The 20,839-nt window shown below is 36.9% G+C and carries 13 protein-coding genes, 2 tRNA genes, 2 rRNA genes and 1 pseudogene; 11 read left to right on the forward strand and 7 right to left on the reverse strand.

Going from position 1 to position 20,839, the window contains the following annotated elements; genetic code table 11:
* Positions 1 to 254, forward strand: a 23S ribosomal RNA gene (locus AACZ49_RS18315); the annotation flags it as partial.
* Positions 255 to 422: 168 nt separating this feature from the next.
* Positions 423 to 534, forward strand: a 5S ribosomal RNA gene (rrf, locus tag AACZ49_RS18320).
* A 93-nt stretch (positions 535 to 627) separates the two neighbouring features.
* Here the strand turns inward: rrf and AACZ49_RS18325 are convergent.
* The 4 genes from AACZ49_RS18325 to AACZ49_RS18340 form a co-directional block, all read right to left on the reverse strand.
* Positions 628 to 1,176: a hypothetical protein gene (locus AACZ49_RS18325; protein WP_339657704.1), complete on the reverse strand. Its 549-nt coding sequence runs from the start codon at positions 1,174 to 1,176 to the stop codon at positions 628 to 630.
* Positions 1,177 to 1,305: 129 nt separating this feature from the next.
* Positions 1,306 to 2,772 (reverse strand): glutamate synthase subunit beta, encoded by a 1,467-nt coding sequence (locus AACZ49_RS18330; protein WP_339657706.1) that lies wholly within the window; start codon positions 2,770 to 2,772, stop codon positions 1,306 to 1,308.
* Positions 2,773 to 2,781: 9 nt separating this feature from the next.
* Positions 2,782 to 7,290, reverse strand: a complete 4,509-nt coding sequence (gene gltB / locus AACZ49_RS18335) for a glutamate synthase large subunit (protein ID WP_339657708.1) — start codon at positions 7,288 to 7,290, stop codon at positions 2,782 to 2,784.
* Positions 7,291 to 7,607: 317 nt separating this feature from the next.
* Entirely contained in the window at positions 7,608 to 8,747 is a 1,140-nt protein-coding gene (locus AACZ49_RS18340; RefSeq protein ID WP_339657710.1) for an acyl-CoA dehydrogenase, read from the reverse strand.
* Between the two features lie 335 nt (positions 8,748 to 9,082).
* On the opposite strand from AACZ49_RS18340, the gene nhaD reads away from it, so the two are divergent.
* The 7 genes from nhaD to AACZ49_RS18375 all read left to right on the forward strand — a co-directional run bounded on the left by nhaD (position 9,083) and on the right by AACZ49_RS18375 (position 14,042).
* The gene (nhaD, locus tag AACZ49_RS18345; RefSeq protein ID WP_339657712.1) at positions 9,083 to 10,453 is read left to right on the forward strand and encodes a sodium:proton antiporter NhaD; all 1,371 of its coding nucleotides are present in this window, start codon (positions 9,083 to 9,085) and stop codon (positions 10,451 to 10,453) included.
* 52 nt (positions 10,454 to 10,505) lie between these two features.
* Positions 10,506 to 11,195, forward strand: coding sequence for a MotA/TolQ/ExbB proton channel family protein (locus tag AACZ49_RS18350; protein WP_339657713.1), 690 nt, complete (start codon positions 10,506 to 10,508; stop codon positions 11,193 to 11,195).
* A 9-nt stretch (positions 11,196 to 11,204) separates the two neighbouring features.
* Entirely contained in the window at positions 11,205 to 11,591 is a 387-nt protein-coding gene (locus AACZ49_RS18355; RefSeq protein WP_339657714.1) for a biopolymer transporter ExbD, read from the forward strand.
* Complete coding sequence (locus AACZ49_RS18360; protein ID WP_339657715.1) at positions 11,592 to 12,527, forward strand: energy transducer TonB; 936 nt, start codon at positions 11,592 to 11,594, stop codon at positions 12,525 to 12,527.
* Positions 12,524 to 13,735 (forward strand): folylpolyglutamate synthase/dihydrofolate synthase family protein, encoded by a 1,212-nt coding sequence (locus AACZ49_RS18365; protein WP_339657717.1) that lies wholly within the window; start codon positions 12,524 to 12,526, stop codon positions 13,733 to 13,735. Before AACZ49_RS18360 ends, AACZ49_RS18365 begins: the two co-directional genes overlap by 4 nt.
* Before the next feature lie 59 nt (positions 13,736 to 13,794).
* A tRNA-Val gene (locus AACZ49_RS18370) sits at positions 13,795 to 13,869 on the forward strand.
* Between the two features lie 98 nt (positions 13,870 to 13,967).
* Positions 13,968 to 14,042: transfer RNA gene (locus tag AACZ49_RS18375), tRNA-Val, on the forward strand.
* Between the two features lie 23 nt (positions 14,043 to 14,065).
* Here AACZ49_RS18375 and murF read toward each other — a convergent pair.
* From murF to AACZ49_RS18390, 3 genes are all read right to left on the reverse strand, one after another.
* Positions 14,066 to 15,343 carry a UDP-N-acetylmuramoyl-tripeptide--D-alanyl-D-alanine ligase gene (gene murF, locus AACZ49_RS18380; RefSeq protein WP_339657719.1) on the reverse strand — a complete coding sequence of 426 codons (1,278 nt, stop codon included), beginning with the start codon at positions 15,341 to 15,343 and terminating at the stop codon, positions 14,066 to 14,068.
* 63 nt (positions 15,344 to 15,406) lie between these two features.
* Entirely contained in the window at positions 15,407 to 17,074 is a 1,668-nt protein-coding gene (gldJ, locus tag AACZ49_RS18385) for a gliding motility lipoprotein GldJ (protein ID WP_339657721.1), read from the reverse strand.
* Positions 17,075 to 17,634: 560 nt separating this feature from the next.
* Positions 17,635 to 18,648, reverse strand: coding sequence for an AraC family transcriptional regulator (locus AACZ49_RS18390; RefSeq protein ID WP_339657723.1), 1,014 nt, complete (start codon positions 18,646 to 18,648; stop codon positions 17,635 to 17,637).
* Positions 18,649 to 18,856: 208 nt separating this feature from the next.
* Here AACZ49_RS18390 and AACZ49_RS18395 point away from each other — a divergent pair, with 208 nt between their 5' ends.
* Together AACZ49_RS18395 and AACZ49_RS18400 are read left to right on the forward strand one after the other, a co-directional pair.
* Positions 18,857 to 19,327: a T9SS type A sorting domain-containing protein gene (locus tag AACZ49_RS18395; RefSeq protein ID WP_339657725.1), complete on the forward strand. Its 471-nt coding sequence runs from the start codon at positions 18,857 to 18,859 to the stop codon at positions 19,325 to 19,327.
* Positions 19,328 to 19,364: 37 nt separating this feature from the next.
* Positions 19,365 to 20,839: pseudogene (locus AACZ49_RS18400) on the forward strand (hypothetical protein); the annotation flags it as partial.

Below are 20,839 nucleotides of genomic sequence, written 5' to 3' on the forward strand. Positions count from 1 at the left end.
ATTTGAGTGGATCTGACTCTAGTACGAGAGGACCGAGTTGGACTGACCGCTGGTGCACCAGTTGTTCCGCCAGGAGCATTGCTGGGTAGCTATGTCGGGATCGGATAAGCGCTGAAAGCATATAAGCGCGAAACCGGCCACAAGATGAGATTTCTTTAAAGGGCCGTGGGAGATGACCACGTTGATAGGCTATAGGTGGAAGGGCGGTAACGTCCGTAGCCGAGTAGTACTAATTGCCCGTCAGGCTTGCGCACACGCCCGTCCCTCTTTTAGGGGAGGGACGGACGACGATCTTTACCTCTTTCTTTTTATGGTACGTTGCTAAAATACTATACGTGCTTTTTTCCTTTATAGGATCCTGTTCCATTCATGTCAACGATATTGCGGCGGAGGCCGCGATCGGGTATCTCCCGGTCCAAAACTTAGGTGGCCATGGCGACGGGGCCCACCCCTTACCATTCCGAACAGGGAAGTTAAGACCGTTTGCGCCGATGGTACTGCTATACCAAGTGGGAGAGTAGGTAGCCGCCTTTTTCGAAGGCCCCTTACAGAATTGTAAGGGGCCTTTTTTATTTGCACCAACTTTGAGCTGTAGTGTGATTTAATCTTTTTTAGTAATGTAAAAATTTATTTTTTAAATAGAACTTCGTTGTAGTTATGGGTAGAAAAATATTCATCTTTTAGTTCTTTTAAATAGGTAGTAATAATTTTATTAGAAGGTGAAGAATTTAGAAGGCAGTCATGTTCATCATCACTGTTAGCTTCTATGGCAATGTAATAGTTTTCTTTTCGGATGCTGTATAGATTTTCCATAGATGAATTAATATTAGCCCTTTCTAATAAAGCATCTGCCGCAATAGGAACTAGGTTAATTGATTTGTTTGGTATATCAACCTCATAAAATGAAAAATAATATTGTTTTTCTTCCAATGTGAAGGGCGCATCATTATGTACATTTACTTCTTGTAATTCGAATTTAGTATTAATATATTTATAGAATTCATATTCATCTTTAGTGTCTTCAAAGATGAACATTTGTCGTTTTGGAAGACTTCTCTTAATTTTTTTTGCTTTAATTGTTTTGTGATCTTGAATTTTCGGGGCTATACGTATAGGTATACATGAAGTTAATAATATAAATACACTTAAGATAAGTACGATAGTTCTTCTTTTCATACGTTAGTACTTTGTTTTTTTTATCTCAAGAATTATACCATCAGTATAGAATACTGTATGTTTTAAGTTTGTGGTATAAAAAAACACACAACATATGTTGTGTGTTTTTAAAATTTTAATATGAATGGTTTATATGCGTGGCAAATCTCCATCTCCTTTTAAAGGTAATGCAGTTTTACCCATTAGATACTTATCTACATGATGAGCAGCTTGCCTACCTTCTGAAATTGCCCAAACTATTAGAGACTGGCCTCTTCTTTGGTCGCCAGCAACAAATACACCGGGCACATTAGTTTTATAATTACTTTCTGATGCTTTAATATTTGTTCTAGCATCCATTTCTATACCAAGTTGGTTCGCAACGGTATTTTCAGACCCTGTAAAACCTAATGCTAATAATGCCAAATCGCATTTCCATTCTTTCTGTGTTCCTTCTACTTCTTTTAATTGTGGACGTTGTCCTGGCGTTTTAACCCATTCTACTTCGGTTGTAATAAGACCTTTTAAATTACCAGAGGCATCACCGATGAATTTTTTGGTGGAAATGCTAAAGAATCGTTCAGCTCCTTCTTTATGAGATGAACTAGTTCGAAGTCTCATAGGCCAAAAAGGCCAAGGTTGACCTTCAGGTCTTTCAGTGGTTGCCATTGGCATTATCTCAAAGTTAGAAACTGATGTGGCTCCGTGACGAAAAGAAGTGCCTATACAATCGGAACCAGTGTCGCCACCTCCAATAACAATTACATCTTTGTCTGTTGCTTTAATTTCTTCGCCAAGGTCTTTAATTCCATCAACTCGTCTATTATTTTGGCCTAAAAAATCCATGGCTTGCACTACTCCTTTTAAGTTGGAACCTTCTATCGGTAAATTTCTTCTTATGGTAGCTCCACCGGTTAATACAACTGCATCGAAATCTTCTTTAAGCACATCGGCTTTAATATCTACACCAATATGGACTCCACATGAAAAAGTAATCCCTTCTTCTTTTAATACATCTAATCGTCTATCGATAACATTTTTCTCCATTTTAAAATCTGGAATACCATAACGCATTAATCCACCTGGTTTTTCATCACGTTCAAAAACAGTTACTAGATGTCCTGCTCTATTCAATTGTTGAGCTGTAGCAAGGCCTGCTGGTCCTGAGCCTATAACGGCAATTTTCTTACCTGTTCTTGATGCAGGAGGGTTTGCAGTTATCCATCCTTTGGAGAAAGCTGTTTCAACTATATTTTTTTCAATATTCTCAATAGTAACAGGATCTTCATTTATTCCTAATACACATGCTTCTTCACAAGGTGCAGGACATAATCTACCGGTAAATTCCGGAAAATTATTTGTAGAATGTAATATTTCACTTGCCTTTTCCCATTTCCCACGATAAACAGCATCATTAAAATCAGGGATTAAATTCCCTAAAGGGCAACCACTATGGCAAAATGGAATTCCACAATCCATACAACGTGCGCCTTGGTCCTTCAGCTCTTTTTCAGGCATCGGTACGGTAAATTCTTTATAATTTTTTAAGCGGTCTTCAACCGGTTTATAATTTTCAATTTTTCTATCGAATTCCAAAAATCCTGTTATCTTTCCCATATTCCGATTTTAAATAGTTTGTAAATTTTCTTCTTCTAATCTGATTAAAGCCTGCCTGTATTCTTCAGGTAACACCTTAATGAATTTGGGTAGATAAGATTCCCAATTCTCTAAAATACGTTGTGCTAACGGACTTGAGGTTGAACTATAGTGACTTTCGATTAAATCTTTTAATTGTTTTATATCGTTATCCTCGGTAACTTCTAATAGGTTTAATCCTTCAAGACTACATCGTTTTTTGAATGTGTTATTGTTATCAAGAACGAAGGCGATACCACCACTCATTCCAGCCCCAAAGTTTCTCCCAACTTCTCCTAAGATAACAGCTACACCGCCTGTCATATATTCACAACCATGATCTCCGATTCCTTCCACAACAGCTTTTGCACCTGAATTACGTACACAGAATCGTTCACCGGCTTTTCCATTTATGTAGGCTCTACCGGCAGTGGCGCCATAAAGGGTAACGTTACCAGTGATAACATTGTCCTCAGGAATAATAGTTGATTTTTCTGGAACTTTAATAACAAGTTTTGCTCCTGATAATCCTTTTCCTAAATAATCATTTGTATTTCCATTAACTACCATGGTAAGTCCTCTTGTTGCAAAAGCACCAAAGCTTTGACCAGCGGATCCCGTAAAATTAAGTCTCAACGTATTAATAGGTAAGCCTTCCGCACCGTAGGTTTTTGAAATTTCATTGCTAATTATTGCACCAACAGCACGATCAGTGTTACAAATTGGATAATCTAGAGTTAGTTTTTCTTTTCTAAATAGCGAAGGATTAGCTTTTTCGATGATATCAAACTCAATAGATTTATAAATATCATGATTTTGCTTTTCCGTATTATAAAATTTTGTTCCTTTTGGCACATCAACCTGATGTAGGATTGGAGTTAAGTCGATTCCAGCAGACTTATAATGGTCTATAGCTTTTTTACGATCTAATTTTTGAACTTGACCTACCATTTCATTAATGGTTCTGAATCCTAATTGTGCCATTATTTCACGTAATTCTTGGGCTACGAAATACATGTAGTTGACAACGTGCTCTGGCTTTCCTTTAAATTTCTTTCTAAGTTCTGGATTCTGAGTTGCGATACCTACTGGGCAAGTGTTGAGATGGCAAACCCGCATCATTATACAGCCCGAAGCTACTAATGGTGCCGTTGCAAAACCAAACTCTTCAGCTCCTAAAAGACATGCTACAGCAACATCTCTTCCTGTTTTTAATTGTCCGTCACATTCTAATACGATTCTATTTCTTAAATCATTAAGTACCAAGGTCTGTTGTGCCTCTGCAATACCAAGTTCCCATGGTAAGCCGGCGTGTTTTAATGAAGTTAGAGGTGATGCCCCTGTACCGCCGTCAAAACCAGAAACTAAGATAACATCAGCTTTTGCTTTTGATACACCTGCAGCAACAGTGCCTACACCAACTTCAGAGACTAATTTCACATTTATTCTCGCTTTTCTATTCGCTGATTTTAAATCGTAAATAAGTTGAGATAAATCTTCAATAGAATATATATCGTGATGGGGTGGTGGAGAAATTAATCCTACATAAGGAGTAGAATTACGGGTCTTAGCAATTTCAGGGTTTACTTTTGGTCCAGGTAATTGGCCACCCTCTCCTGGTTTTGCACCCTGGGCCATTTTAATTTGTATTTCTTTTGCATTGGTCAAATAATTTGAGGTTACTCCGAATCTACCAGATGCAACTTGTTTGATAGCACTGTTTCTCCAATCTCCAGTCGAGTTTTTGTAAAATCTATTTTCATCTTCTCCACCTTCTCCAGAGTTACTTTTCCCACCAATTCTATTCATTGCAATAGCCAAGTTTTCGTGGGCTTCTTTGCTTATAGATCCGTAAGACATGGCACCGGTTTTAAATCTTTTTACAATTTCTGTCCACGGTTCAACTTCATCTAATGGGATAGGGTCATAGTTAGAGAATTCAAATAGACCTCTTATGGTCATCAAATTATGAGACTGCTCATTGACTAATTTTGAATACTCCTTATAAGTTTCAGGTTCATTATTGCGCACCGCTTTTTGAAGTTTAGCAATTGACAACGGATTAAACATATGTTTTTCTCCATCTCTTCGCCATCTATATTCACCACCAATTTCTAAATCTAAATTACCAGCTATTTCTTTTTTGCTAAATGTTTTATGATGACGTAATGCAATTTCTTTTTCAATTTGATATAGTCCAATACCTTGTATACGTGTAGGGGTATTGGGGAAGTATTTTTCTACAACTTTAGTGTTTATTCCAATACATTCAAAAAGCTGAGAGCCACGGTAAGAGTTAAGTGTAGAAATGCCAATCTTATTCATCACTTTTAAAATACCCTTGCCAACTGCCTTGTTATAATTTTTAATAGCCTCATCAAAAGTAATATCTGTAATATCGTGTTCTTCAATCTGCTCAGCAATTATTTCATTTACCAAGTAAGGATTTATTGCACTTGCTCCAAATCCGAATAGAAGGGCGAAATGATGTACCTCTCTAGGTTCTGCAGATTCGATGATTACACTTAATTTTGAACGTTTACCGAGTTTTTGTAAACCACTGTTTACAAAAGAACATGCTAGAAGTGCAGGAATAGGAGCCATTTCTTCATTTATGCTTCTGTCGGATAGTATTATAATATTAGCGCCTTCATCAACTGCTTTAGATGCTTGGTCTAAAACAGATTGTAATGCATCTTCTAATCCATTATGGCCTTGTTTAATGGAGTATAATATTGAAATGGAAACTACCTTATAATCTGGACTTACATCGTAATTTTTAATTTTATCTAAATCTTCCTTAGAAATAACGGGATTTTGAATTTTCAATTTTCTACAATGTAATTCTGAAAATTCAAAAATATTATGATCACTGCCTAGTGTTAAACTAATGTCAGTAATCAATTCTTCACGAATACCATCTAATGGTGGGTTAGTTACTTGTGCAAACAATTGCTTGAAGTAATTGTAAATTAATTGAGGTCTTTGAGATAGAACAGCAATTGGCGTATCTGAACCCATAGATCCTATTGGCTCCTTGCCTGCTTTTGCCATTGGAAGTACAATGGTGTTTATATCCTCAAGAGTATATCCAAAAACAGATTTTCTTTTTTCTAATGTCTCTTCGCCAAGAAATAGAGGGCAATCATTGTATGGTATATCCTTTAAATGAACCAGATTATCCTTTAACCATTTACTATAAGGATATTGTTTTGCTATTTTATCCTTTATTTCTTCATCGTTAATAATTCTACCTTCTTCCATATTAACCAAGAACATTTTTCCTGGTTGTAACCTTCCGTGAAATTCTACGTTCTCAGGAGTAATGTCAACCACGCCTGTTTCTGAAGACATAACTACGTAATCATCTTTGGTAACTGTATATCTTGAGGGTCTAAGTCCGTTTCTGTCCAATACGGCCCCAATAAAGTTTCCATCTGTAAATGGTATCGACGCAGGTCCGTCCCATGGTTCCATCATACATGAATGATATTCATAGAAGGCTCTTTTAGCATCTGACATTTCTGTATTTTTCTCCCAAGCTTCAGGAACAAGAATCATCATAACTTCTGGTAAAGATCTACCGGTCATTAATAATAATTCTACCACCATATCCATTGTTGCAGAATCGGATTTTCCAGGCAGAATTATTGGCAGTATGTTTTTTATCTCATCACCGAACATATTATTCTTTAGCAATTCTTCTCTAGAGAACATACGTGTTACATTTCCTCTTAATGTATTTATTTCCCCATTATGACACATATATCTAAAAGGTTGTGCCAAATCCCAAGTAGGGAATGTATTTGTTGAGAATCTTTGGTGTACCAATGCTAATCTTGTAACCACTCTAGAATCCATTAAATCTGAATAATAAAGGCTTATGTCTAAAGGCATTAGTAAGCCTTTGAAGATGATTATTTTCGTAGATAGGCTTGGTACGTAGAAAAACTTACTTTCAGATAGTTTTGATTTTATTATGGTGTGCTCAGTTACTTTTCTAGCAATGTAAAGTTTTAAATTGAATTCAAAATAATCTTGTTCTGAATTTTCTTTGGCAACAAATATTTGTTTTACAAAAGGTTCGGTTTCTGCAGCAATTCTACCCGGTATGGAACGATTTACGGGAACATCGCGCCAACCCAATAATTTTAAACCTTGTTTTTTTATGTTCTCTTCAAATACCGAGATGCAATAATCACGCTGATTGGCTTTTCTAGGAAAGAAAATATTACCAACAGCATAATCACCGACTTTAGGTAATTCAAAATTGCAAACAGCTTGAAAAAAATCATGAGGAATATCTATCAAAATACCTGCTCCATCTCCAGTTTTACCGTCGGCACTTACAGCACCTCTATGTTCTAAGCGTTCAAGTATTTCTAACGCTTTATGAATAATGTCGTTAGATTTTTTTCCTTTAAGGCTGCAAATAAAACCAGCCCCACAGTTATCGTGTTCAAATTCCGGTAGATATAATCCTTGCTTCTTCAGTGTCATTTTTTGTGGTATTTCTTCAAAAATATCAATTATATTGAATTATATTTAATGAATCGGTGTTATTCAAATAAAAAACTTAACGTTTTAAATAAAATGCTAAAAAATCATCAATTTCGAATTTTTAAATGGTTCAATTTATCAGATTGATAAATTTAGGATATAATGATTTAAGTACAATAGAATTGACAGGGGTAAAATGGTGTAAATGTAGCTTTGTAACAATTACACCCTACTTTATAGGAGGAATAACAATTTATATGTATCCAATGCGCTTGATGACCCTAAGTTTTTAGGGGTGATTTGGAGTATATTTTTTTTTATCTTAGGATACTTCTGGAAATTACGATCTTTTGTATCTCCGAAGTCCCTTCATAAATCTGTGTAATCTTTGCATCACGCATCAATCGTTCTACATGATATTCTTTTACAAAACCATTTCCGCCATGTATTTGAACCGCTTCTACCGTAGTTTCCATAGCTACTTTGGAGGCATATAGTTTTGCCATTGCACCAGAAAGGTCATAGTCTTTGCCATTGTCCTTATCCAATGCTGCTTGATAAACTAATAGGCGGGCCGCTTGTATTTCTGTATGCATATCCGCTAATTTGAAGGCTATGGCTTGGTGATTGCTAATTTCTGTGCCAAATGTCTTTCTCTCTTTTGAATATTTTAAGGCGAGTTCATAGGCGCCTGCTGCGATGCCCAAGGCTTGTGCTGCAATCCCTATACGGCCACCTGCCAAGGTTTTCATGGCAAATTTAAAACCAAAGCCATCTTCTCCAATTCTATTTTCTTTAGGCACCCTTACATCATTAAAGATTAAGGAATGCGTATCGCTGCCGCGAATGCCCAACTTATTTTCTTTGGGGCCAATTTCAAAGCCTTTCGCTCCTTTCTCCACAATAAGGGCGTTAATGCCTCTGTGTTTCTCTTTTATATGGGTTTGTGCAATAATGAGATATACTGATGCAGTGCTTCCATTGGTTATCCAATTTTTGGTTCCGTTCAATATATAATGGTCACCTTTATCAATGGCTGTCGTTCTTTGAGAGGTTGCGTCACTTCCTGCTTCAGGTTCAGATAGGCAAAATGCTCCAATAATTTCACCCGTACTTAATTTTGTCAAGTATTTTTCTTTTTGTTCCTCAGTTCCATATTGTTCCAATCCCCAACAGACTAATGAGTTGTTAACCGATACAATGACCGAAGCGGAAGCATCTATTTTGGATAATTCTTCCATAGCTAAAACGTAGGATAGGGTATCAAGTCCACTTCCTCCGTATTTTGGGTCAACCATCATCCCTAAAAACCCTAATTCGCCTAGTTTTTTTACTTCTTCCTTTGGAAAACGTTGAGTATCGTCACGTTCAATTACTTCAGGAAGTAGTTCTGTTTGTGCAAAATCACGTGCTGCTTGTTGAATAAGTTTTTGTTCCTCAGTTAAAGAAAAATCCATGTACTAGTGTAATAGGTTATGGTAACAAAGATAGAGATATACCAATGGAATTATAAACTTAAATCTTCACTTTTGTTATATTTTGAATGAACACTTAATAGATATTGCGATGATAAATGAATATTTATTGTCATGCTAAACGTTAAAATAGGGACAATAAAATCCTGTTAAATATATAATTGGGTCATTTAAGTATTTGGATGTCAGGCAACTTTGGTATTATTGTCATATCATTAGGAATTCACGTACAATTTTAAATATCTTTAGATGATTTAATTTTTTGGAATTTGAACTTATATTTGACACTTTAGTAGATATTAAATAAACCAACGAAAATGGAAACCATCATTATTATTGTTTTTTTGGCAGGATATCTTGCCATTACCCTAGAACACAACCTTAAAATAGATAAGCTTATTCCTGCTTTGGCCATGATGGCCATTCTTTGGGCTTTAATTGCATTGGATATAGATGGTTTTACCAATTGGTTCGATACAGCCAAACAAGGTTTAGTGGAAGGTTTTGACAAGTTGAGCCATGATGGTAGGATGCATTTGATGGAAGAATCGCTTTTGCATCACTTGGGTAAGACGGCTGAAATATTATTTTTCTTATTAGGTGCTATGACTATAGTTGAAATCATTGATTATTTCGATGGTTTTGCTACTATAAAAGGATTTATTAAAACCAAGAAAAAAGGAAAATTACTATGGTTGTTTTCGATATTGGCTTTCGTGCTATCGGCAATAATTGATAACCTTACCGCAACTATTGTGTTGATAACAATTCTACAAAAGGTTATTAAGGATAGAGAAACAAAGCTTTGGTTTGCGGGTATAATCGTTATCACAGCAAATGCAGGTGGTGCTTGGTCGCCAATCGGAGATGTTACAACAACAATGTTATGGATTGCAAATAGGGTGAGTGCTGGTCAGTTGGTGCTTCATGTGCTTCTTCCGTCATTGGTTTGTATGGTTGTTCCTGTTGTGATTGCAAGTAGATTCAAAATTTTTAAAGGTTTAGTTGATGGAGATTTGGAAGATGATATTTCAAAATCGAAATATAGTAGTGTTATGCTGTATTTAGGGCTTGGAGCTATTTTATTCGTTCCAATTTTCAAAACCATAACTCATTTACCTCCTTATGTAGGTATGATGTTATCATTAGCCGTTGTAGCTACTTTTGCTGAAATATATAGTAATAAGAAGTTTAGTATTTCTTCTGTAGATCAAGAAGGGCAAGATAGCGAAGGGCATCATAGTCCTGTTCATCATTCTTTATCTAAGATTGAATTACCAAGTATTTTGTTTTTCTTAGGTATTTTACTAGGGGTTGCTGCTATGGAGTCTTTAGGCATTCTATTTAACGCAGCCGGAGCTCTTAACGAAGCCATACCCAATACCGATATTGTAGTTTTGCTATTTGGTTTAGGCTCTGCGGTTATAGATAATGTGCCATTGGTTGCTGCCAGTATGGGTATGTTCAGTGAGCCTTTAGATAGTCCGTTATGGCATTTTATCGCTTATTCTGCTGGTACAGGGGGTAGTATGCTAATAATAGGTTCTGCTGCAGGAGTTGTTGCAATGGGCATGGAAAAGATAGATTTTTTCTGGTATCTTAAGAAGATTGCATGGTTGGCATTTGCAGGTTTTATTAGTGGTGCCATAGTATTTATTTTGTTGAGAGATTTTGTGCTTAACGTATAATTTAATTCACTATTCATCGTTATAAAGGCAAATTCAATACTTAAAGAACATTATGTTATTAAACCAGGATTTGGCTCAAAATGCGAGCGATGAATTAATGTCAGAAGAAAAAACCCTTTCTGTTATAGATTTAATCTTTAATGGAGGTACGGGTAGTGTAATTATTATTTCGGTACTCTTCATAATGTTGGGTGTTGCATTGTATATATACTTTGAACGTCTTTTGGCGGTAAATGCGGCATCTAAAATAGATAAGAATTTCATGAACCAAATACGGGATCATGTAACTTCAGGTAAATTAGAAGCGGCAAAGTTACTTTGTGCTCAGACAGATTCTCCTGTTGCCAGGTTAACTGAAAAGGGTATATCTCGCATAGGAAAGCCACTTGATGATATCAACACGGCTATCGAAAATGCAGGAACTCTTGAGGTTTATAAGCTTGAGAAAAACGTAAGTATTTTGGCGACTGTTGCTGGTGCTGCGCCTATGATTGGGTTCTTAGGAACTGTAATCGGTATGATTCTTGCCTTTCATGAAATGGCGAGTAGTGGCGGCCAGGCAGAAATGGGGTCATTGGCATCAGGTATTTACACTGCAATGACTACAACAGTGGCAGGACTTATTGTTGGTATTATTGCATATGTAGGTTATAATCATTTAGTGAACCGTACCGATAAGGTGATTCATAAAATGGAGGCAAACGCTGTTGATTTTTTAGATTTATTAAACGAACCTCTTTAATTTTATACTATGAAATTAAAAGGAAGAAATAAAGTCAGTCCTGACTTTAGCATGTCTTCAATGACAGATATTGTATTTTTGTTGTTGATATTTTTCATGCTAACAGCCAACTCACCTAATGCTTTAGATTTATTGTTGCCAAAGGCCAAAGGTAAGTCTACGAATACTCAAAATGTATCGGTAAGTATCGATAAGAATCTTCAATACTTTGTGAATGATCAAAGGATTAATGGAGCGTATATTGAGATTGAATTAAAGAAAGCTTTAGCAGGTCAAGATAATCCTACCATTATTCTAAGAGCAGAAGAGAGTGTGGCGATTAAAGAAGCTGTTAATGTTATGGATATCGCTAATAAAAATAACTACAAAGTTATTTTGGCAGTACGACCCAATTAGATGGCATTTTTAGACACAAAACATAAGAAAAATTCATTAACACTTACAACGCTGTTGCTAAGTGCTCTTTTGTTGGTCTTATTTTATATAGGTTTAACGTATATGGATCCACCTGAAGAGAACGGAATTTCTGTAAACTTTGGAGCTATGGATTTTGGTAGCGGACAAGTGCAGCCGAAAGAAAAAATTCAATCAGAACCATTAGATGCTCCATCAGTAGAGCCAACAAAGCAAGAGGTTGCCGAGGCTATTGAAGAATCTGAAGAGGTTGAGGAGGCTGCTGAGGGGAGAGAAGCGCCTGCTGAAAAACTTTTGACAAAGGAAAGCGAGGAGGCTATAAAAATTAAACAGGCAAAAGAAATAAAGCGAAAAGCTGATGAAGCTGTAGCCGATGCTAAAAAAAAGGCTGAAGAAGCGGAAAATAGGGAAAAGGTAGAAGCGGCAAAAATCGCTCAACAAAAGAAAGATGCTGAAGATAGAGCTAGACAAGAGCAAGAAGCTAAAAAGAAACGCTTAGATGAGATGATGGGCGGTCTTAATAAATCAGATAGAACTGCTACAGGTAGTGAAGGTGATGATAATAAAGCCGGTGATAAAGGTCAGCCAGATGGTGACCCCTATGCTGCAAGTTATTATGGAGCTAAAGGTTCGGGTAGTGGAGTTGGTGGAACAGGTTTAGGTGGTAGAAACTTTATAGGAAATATCAAAGTTGAGCAAGAATGCAATGAAGCTGGTAAGGTAGTCGTGAGAATAGTTGTAGATAGAAGCGGAAAAGTTATCTTGGCTGAACCTGGTGTTAAAGGTTCTGAGAATTTAAGTCCTTGCTTGTTAAAACCAGCAAAAGAAATTGCACTTTCTCATAGATGGCAACCGGATTCTCAAGCCCCTAGCCAACAAGTTGGATTTGTCGTTGTAAACTTCAAACTAGGAGAGTGACCTATAAGCAAACGCTAGATTGGATGTTTTTACAACTTCCAATGTATCAAAATAAAGGAAAGGTCGCTTTTAATTCAAAAATGGATGGCATCAATTCGTTAGCTGCCCATTTAAATAATCCACACAAAAAAATAAGGACTATTCATGTGGCAGGAACCAATGGAAAAGGTTCCAGTAGTCATATGTTAGCGTCTGTATTGCAAGAGGCCGGCTATAAAGTTGGTTTGTATACTTCACCGCATTTAAAAGATTTTAGGGAGCGTATTAGGGTTAATGGAAAAAAAGTAGAAAAAAAGTGGGTCGTCGATTTTATTGATGAAAATAAACCCTTCTTCGAAAGAAATAAATTATCCTTTTTTGAAATGACGGTAGGTATGGCTTTTTTATATTTTGCAACTGAAAATGTTGATATAGCGGTCATAGAGGTAGGTTTAGGCGGTAGATTAGATTCTACTAATATAATTACACCAGAAGTAAGTCTAATTACGAATATAGGGTTTGATCATACCGATATGTTAGGAGATACTCTTGCGAAGATAGCTTATGAAAAGGCAGGTATAATTAAAAGGAATATACCTGTAGTAATTAGTGAATTTAATGAAGAAACAGCTCCTGTTTTTAAGGAGAGAGCTAGCGCGTTGAATGCTAAAATCGTTTTTGCTCAAGAGAAAACATTTTCTACATATAAAATAGGATTGCTAGGGTCTTATCAGCAAAAAAACATAAAAGGGGTTTTAGCTACATTAAGTGAGCTAGTGAGTTTTAAAATTGATGAGGAACATATTATTAAAGGATTAGAAAAGGTTGTTGAAAACACCCATCTAATGGGGCGTTGGCAGCAAATTGGTGCTAATCCTACAATTATTTGTGATACAGCGCATAATAAAGATGGTTTGGTAATTGTATTGAATCAATTACAAGAGCAAAAATATGAAAAGCTTCATGTGGTAATTGGTTTTGTAAAGGATAAAGATATCAGTGCAATTTTGCCGTTGTTTCCATCAAATGCCACCTATTATTTTTGCAAACCTAAAATTTCTAGAGGTCTTGATGAAAAGGTATTGTCAGAAAGATGTGTTCAGTTTAACCTGAATGGGAAAACATATAAGTCTGTTAATAAGGCTTTTAAAGCAGCGAAAAAACAAGCTGCTAAAAACGATTTCATTTATGTTGGTGGGAGTAATTTTGTGGTGGCAGAAGTTATTTAATTTTTTATTGATTTTTCTTTTGCAGATTGTAAAACTATTATATATTTGCACTCCTTTTAGGGCTCTTAGCTCAGTTGGTTCAGAGCACCTGCCTTACAAGCAGGGGGTCACTGGTTCGAATCCAGTAGGGCCCACAGGTTAAAAGGCTTCCATGAAAATGGGGGCCTTTTTTGATTTTAATATGTTTTTGGTTATAGGTAGATAATATCTTTTATCTTATCTTCGATTTATTGGGATATTAGCTCAGTTGGTTTAGAGCGCTGCCTTGACAGGGCAGAGGTCACCGGTTCGAATCCAGTATATCCCACAATCAAAGGTGTGAGTGTGTACTTATAGGCAATCCAAAACTCTTTCTAGAGCCATGCCTCTTGATCCTTTTATAAGTACTGTTGAAAAGTCCTTTAATTTATGTTCGGTTAGGTGATTTTTTAGCTCTTCAAAGTTTTTCAACTTCATTGAGTTAGTGTGGGTACGGTAAAAGTTTTCACCTACGAATAAGACATTTTCAAACTGTAACGTTTTCGTCAAATCTGTAATTGTTTGATGCTCTGCTTCGGCTGAATTGCCCAATTCGAACATATCCCCTAAAATTAAAACCTTATTTGTTTTTTTCAATGCCTTGAAATTTTCTAATGCAACTTTCATGCTTGATGGGTTGGCATTATATGCGTCTAAAATAATATAATGATCATTTTTTTGGATAATCTGTGATCTATTATTTTCTGGAGTATATTTTTCTAGTGCAATTTTAATTTCTGTTAATTCGACATTGAAATATTTTCCAACTATAATCGCTGCACAGCAATTATGAAAATTATACGCACCAATAAGATTAGAATGTATTATGGAATCTTCAACTTTGATGATGACAAAGGGTTGGACTTCCTCAAGTTCAATTCTATAGTACTTTGAATTTATAGAACTAAAACCATATTTTTTGGAATAGTTTTTCAGTTTGTTTATCTGAATTGAGTCATCTGCATTAAAAAAAATGGACTTTTTGTTTTTTGTAAGATAATCATATAATTCACTCTTGCCTTTAATTACACCATCAACGCCGCCAAAACCTTCTAAATGTGCTTTGCCAAAGTTGGTAATATATCCAAAATCGGGCTCTGCAATCTCACATAAAAACTGTATTTCTTTTTGATGATTTGCGCCCATTTCAACGATGGCAATTTCGGTGTCGGGTAGTATGGATAAAAGGGTTAAAGGAACCCCAATGTGGTTATTTAGATTGCCAACAGTTGCAATTGTTTTATACTTTCTTGAAAGTACAGTATTTATTAATTCCTTCGTGGTTGTCTTGCCATTACTTCCGGTTATGCTTAACACTTTTGCATTGCAGAAATTTCGATGGTAGTTCGCTAGTTTTTGTAGCATGACCAAGGTGTTGTCTACAAGAATAGTTTTATCGTTTATGTAGTATTCTTCCTGGTCGATAATAACATAGCTAGCTCCATTGTTAATAGCATGTTGGGTGTAAGTGTTTCCATTAAAATTGTCACCTTTTAATGCGAAAAATATATCATTTTCCTTAATTTTTCTGGTGTCTGTGTTAACGGATGGAAATTCTAAAAAAATGGAATGTAAGTCTTGAACGTTCATGAAATCGAAGATAAAAAAAAGCCCTTTAAGAAAAGGGCTTTTTTAAATTCGTATGTGGAAAAATTATTTCGCTTTTTTTCCTCTAACAGTTTTATTTTTGGTTTTAGATTTTGAACCTACTCTTGACATTGCACATCTAAAGCCTATGTAATCTGTAGCCATATACTGTGGTAGGTATCTTCTTTGAGCTGGATCTAACCAGTATGCTCTATCTCTCCAAGAACCACCCTTGTAAACCCTAACTTCGTCGTTAATTAGAGTTGTTCTGTTGTTTGAAATATCGTATCCTTTAATAAGGTTTCCTAAAGAATCTCTTTCAACTGAATGCTTAGGGGAATTGTACATCTTTTTACTTGGGTCTTCTTCTTCGTCATCACTGAATCTGTCATAGAATCTAGAAGAGCCAGCATCACCATCTCTATAGCCTCTATTGTCGCTTGATGAGAAATTTGTTCTTAAATAAGTCTCTTCTTCATCAACAGGAACCATTTTTATTTCACCTGGTAAGTTAACGGCAACTACCTTTCCGTTAGGTAACGTATCGTAAACAATAGAATCTCTTAAGATGTTTACTTTACCATCTTCGCCAATTGCACTCTTCATATAAATATTACCTCTGTAGTAGTTGAAATCACTAACTTCATCATCAACTATTGGTCGGTATACATCGGCAACCCATTCTGCAACGTTACCAGCCATGTCATAAAGACCTAAATCATTTGGCTTGTAAGACATAACTTCAGCTGTAATATCGGCACCATCATCAGACCAACCTGCAATACCACCATAATCACCTTTTGCTTGTTTAAAGTTGGCTAATTGGTCACCTCTACCTACACGTTGTCCGTTACGGGTATAATCACCTTCCCAAGGATATTTTTTTCTACCGCGGTAGTTATTGTACTCTCTTTGGCCTACTTGGGCCTGAGCAGCATATTCCCATTCAGTTTCTGTAGGAAGTCTATATTCTGGCATAATGATACCACTACTTCTTTTTGCGAAAGCAGAAGTGCTATCTTTCTTCATTTTCCCTTGAAGAGAATCAATTTGTCCGTTATAAACCGATTCTGGTCTGTTTAAGTATGCTTCAGTGCTAAAAGTTCCTTGTACTTCTCCAGTTGCTGCTTGGTATTTTGCATCTTCAGATAAATAACCTTCTCTTTCTAACATCACCTCATTTACACGGTCGGTTCTCCATTTGGCAAATTGATTAGCTTGGATCCAGTTAACACCAACTACAGGATATTCTGCATATGCTGGGTGTCTTAAATAGTTATTTGTCATGGTTTCATTGAAACCTAATCTATTTCTCCACACTAAAGTATCAGGTAATGCACCTACATAAATATTTGTGTACTTCGGATTTTCTGGAGGATAAACACTCTTAAGATAATCTAAGTATTCTAAATACATTACGTTGGTAACCTCGGTCTCGTCCATATAAAAAGATTGAACATGTTGAGAGGTAGGTGTGTTGTTCCAATCATGCATAACATCATCTTGTACCTTACCTTTGGTAAACGTACCGCCTTCAACAAACACCAATCCTGGAGCAGTCTCTTGCTCTTTAAAGTCAGTATTGTATTGAAAACCACCTTCGTTGGCATTTATTTTCCAACCTGTAGCTCTAGACGTGTTTTTTGAAGATGAAGATTTAGAACAGCTATTAACTGTGAAACCTCCTACTATAACAGTGCATGAGAGTACAACTTTTATTAAATGTTTTTTCATAATTAGGACTTGAGTTCAAATGGTTAAACTACCATATAAAGGTAGTTCGTAAAAATTGTATTTTGTTTAATTTCGTATTTCATCCGGCATATAAAACGATGATTTCGTTATAATATTTCATTGAATTTAAAATTTTTATTTAAGCCGGTAAAACCTGCGAAAGCGCCAATAGGGTCTATGAAAATGATAACGATGTAAAATAGGTTATAGTATTAAATAAATAGATTTCTTTTGGCCAGTTGTTTCTTTAATGATATTGAGTTGAAAAAAATAAGTGCAAAATTGACCTATAAATGAACTAATCACTAACTACAAAGAGTTGAAAATTGCGGAATCTACAATTGATTATGGTTATAAGTTAAATAGTTTTTTTTAGTAAAGCCTTGTATATAGGTGTAAGAGGGTGGCGAAGAAAGTTTTGGTTACATGTAAACAGTTCGTTTTTACCTGCGTATTAAAATATGGCCATGGCTATCGATTATTTGTAAATGGCAGCAACCTATGCATCTGGTTTTCATTTAAGGTTTATGCCCGTTTACTTCCTATAGAAGAATTTTTATCTATTTCATAATTAGTGTCAACAGGTAATCTGAAGGGGAGCGGCCTACATATTTTTTAAAGTTTTTAAAAAAAGTACTTCTATCTGAAAAATAGCATTTTATTCCAAGCGATTCGATTGTCTGGGTTTTAAGGTATCCTTCATGTATTAGTTGAAGAGCATATTTTATTTTAATAACGTTTCTGTATTCCGAATAAGAAAAATGGTTGTAGTATTTGAAAACGTATTTAATATGGCTCTGAGGGAACTGCAAAGTAAAGCTCAGTTCTTTTAAAGTGGGTATTTCCTTAAAGTCTAGCAATAAATCATTTTCAAAATTATTAAGTGAAAAAAGTAGACCTTCCATATTAGGTCTTATCTTTTTTTCAAGTTTGAGGTCCTGTTTATCTGTAGCCCCTACTTTAGTACTATTCCAAACCTTTATTTTCTCTTTTAAGCTAGTATTCAGGTTTTTCATTAAAACTTGTTTGTCATAAAAAATAACTGGGTTCAGTAATACATAGATGACAATGAATAGCCATATAAAAGTAGTTCTGTTATAAAACTGATGTAATACTTCAGTTTGGGTCGCATATAAGTGTTTATTGAATATATAATTGGCAAACAGATATATCATAAAAAATACGGCAAACATAATCAATGAAAATGTTTTGATAGAACTGAAATACCTCTGGTCTTTTGCATTTTTACGCATAAAAACATACTTCCTTATCATAAAGATCAAACCAGTTAAATAACCAGTAGAATAGATGAAGAAAATTAATTGGTTGATGTTCTTGTTTAAATCAAATGCTTTTGAAACCATTACAATTACGGCGGCGACCATAAAGTATTTTATCTCTTTTTTAAAACCGTTGTTTTTTGAAAGTAGATGCTTAAAGAATAGAAAATAGATTGGAGGAATGAAGAATGAGAACAATAGTAGTTTGCTCGTTAGATTGATGAAGGGGCGTACAAATCCAAAAGTTTCTAGACCTTGCATAATTCTTAAGATGCCGTTAAAGGCCAGAAGCATGAAGAAATAGCCATTAAGTTTGCTTCCTATCCTGTGGTTATAGATCAGAATGGGGGTCAAAAGCAGCAGTATAAATCCTAGAAAGAAAGATAGTAGGTTTAAAAACATGGGTCAAATCTAATAAATATGTGTCAAATCCTGCAAAATTTAAAGACGGTATTTTGAGCTGGTTTTAATTACATGTTAGTTTGTGGGAAAATTTCGATTTATGAAAATACTTATACTGGCCCTATTGTTCATGTGCCCGCTTTTGGGCATTGCCCAGCAAGCCATTGCAGTTTCCGGTAAGCAGGCCAAAGGATCCGGCGGTACTTCTAGCCACACCTACGGTCAAGTGTTCTATAGAACGGCCTACGGTAATGGTATGTCTTCTGCGCAAGGCGTACAGCACACCTATGAGGTTTCGGTGGTATTTACGGATCCAAAAACCGATAGTGCCATACAACTGTACTATTACCCCAATCCTGTGGTCGATTACCTTAACGTTATCATACAGGCAACCGAACTGGATGGTCTGGTCTATGAAGTTTTTGATTCTAGTGGCCGGTTACTCAAGACGGACAAACTTTTAAGCAACGATACGCCCGTTTATGTGGGCGATCTTTCCATTGCGGTATACTATATAAAAATAAGAAACCGCACAAGGATTCTAAAGACATTCAATATTATAAAGAAATAGGCGGTCAAAAGCTTACAAAAATTCAAGTTCCCCCATTATGAAAAAGAGTATCGTATTATTGATTTTATTGGTAAGCGGTTTTAATGCCCTTGCCCAATCGCCAGAAAAGATGAGCTACCAAGCGGTATTGCGAGATGCAAACTCCGACCTGCTCTCCAATACCGCCATAGCCGTTCAGGTAAGTATCCTTAAGGGTTCTGATAGTGGTACGGCGGTCTATACCGAAAGGCATGAAGCCATTACCAATGCCAACGGACTGGTAAGCCTCGAGATAGGTACGGGTAGCTCAACCGATGATTTTTCGATGTTAGACTGGGGCGACGGCCCGTATTATGTAAAAACGGAGACCGATCCCAACGGCGGTACCGATTATAGTATTAGCGATACGAGCCAGGTCATGAGCGTACCCTATGCGCTCTATGCCAAGACCAGTGGTAGCCAGTTGCCTGGTCCACAAGGGGAGCCCGGTATTCAGGGTCCTGCAGGTGCAGATGGCAGATCGGCGTACGAACTCGCCTTTGAGCGCGATAATACGATCGGTGACGAGACCGCTTGGTTGGCCTCTTTAACGGGAACTTCCGAAACACAAGGTGCAGATGGCCTAAGTGCCTATGAAGTGTATGCAACAAATAATGTAGACCCGGATCTAAGTGAAGCCGATTGGTTGGTTTCTCTAAAAGGGGATACGGGAGCCACAGGTCCACAAGGCCCTACAGGCTTAACCGGCCCTGCAGGTTTGGATGGAGCAGATGGTGTTGACGGTTTGGATGGAGCCACAGGTCCGCAAGGTCCCACCGGATTAACAGGCCCCGAAGGAGCAGAAGGTATTGATGGTTTGGACGGCGCAACCGGCCCACAAGGCCCACAAGGTTCTACAGGATTAGACGGTATAGATGGTATTGACGGTTTGGATGGAGCCACAGGCCCACAAGGCCCACAAGGAATAGCTGGATTAGATGGTGCAGATGGTGCACCAGGAGCCCAAGGTATTCAAGGTGAAGTAGGTCCACAAGGAGATACAGGCTTAACAGGAGCAGCAGGAACTAATGGAACGAATGGAATAGACGGAATAGACGGAGCAACAGGCCCACAAGGTTCTGCAGGTTTAGATGGTGTTGACGGTTTGGATGGAACCACAGGCCCACAAGGAATAGCTGGATTAGCTGGTGTTGACGGAATAGACGGAGCAACAGGCCCACAAGGCCCACAAGGTTCTGCAGGTTTAGATGGAATAGATGGTGTTGACGGTTTGGATGGAGCCACAGGTCCACAAGGAGTAGCTGGATTAGATGGTATTGATGGAATCGACGGAGCCACAGGCCCGCAAGGCCCACAAGGTTTAGACGGTATCGATGGCAGTGACGGCTTGGACGGAGCCACAGGCCCACAGGGCCCACAAGGTTTAGACGGTATCTATGGCAGTGACGGCTTGGACGGAGCTACTGGCCCACAAGGCACACAAGGTTCTACAGGATTAGACGGTATAGATGGTATTGACGGTTTAGACGGAGC

The sequence above is a fragment of the uncultured Maribacter sp. genome (assembly GCF_963975365.1).
Classification (GTDB): domain Bacteria; phylum Bacteroidota; class Bacteroidia; order Flavobacteriales; family Flavobacteriaceae; genus Maribacter.

Coding starts and splice junctions, on each gene's coding strand:
- AACZ49_RS18330 (WP_339657706.1), bottom strand. CDS start 2,772: ATGGGAAAGATAACAGGATTTTTGGAATTCGATAGAAAAATTGAAAAT.
- AACZ49_RS18350 (WP_339657713.1), top strand. CDS start 10,506: ATGTTATTAAACCAGGATTTGGCTCAAAATGCGAGCGATGAATTAATG.
- murF (WP_339657719.1), bottom strand. CDS start 15,343: ATGAACGTTCAAGACTTACATTCCATTTTTTTAGAATTTCCATCCGTT.
- AACZ49_RS18355 (WP_339657714.1), top strand. CDS start 11,205: ATGAAATTAAAAGGAAGAAATAAAGTCAGTCCTGACTTTAGCATGTCT.
- gltB (WP_339657708.1), bottom strand. CDS start 7,290: ATGACACTGAAGAAGCAAGGATTATATCTACCGGAATTTGAACACGAT.
- AACZ49_RS18340 (WP_339657710.1), bottom strand. CDS start 8,747: ATGGATTTTTCTTTAACTGAGGAACAAAAACTTATTCAACAAGCAGCA.
- nhaD (WP_339657712.1), top strand. CDS start 9,083: ATGGAAACCATCATTATTATTGTTTTTTTGGCAGGATATCTTGCCATT.
- AACZ49_RS18360 (WP_339657715.1), top strand. CDS start 11,592: ATGGCATTTTTAGACACAAAACATAAGAAAAATTCATTAACACTTACA.
- AACZ49_RS18395 (WP_339657725.1), top strand. CDS start 18,857: ATGAAAATACTTATACTGGCCCTATTGTTCATGTGCCCGCTTTTGGGC.
- gldJ (WP_339657721.1), bottom strand. CDS start 17,074: ATGAAAAAACATTTAATAAAAGTTGTACTCTCATGCACTGTTATAGTA.
- AACZ49_RS18325 (WP_339657704.1), bottom strand. CDS start 1,176: ATGAAAAGAAGAACTATCGTACTTATCTTAAGTGTATTTATATTATTA.
- AACZ49_RS18390 (WP_339657723.1), bottom strand. CDS start 18,648: ATGCTTCTGGCCTTTAACGGCATCTTAAGAATTATGCAAGGTCTAGAA.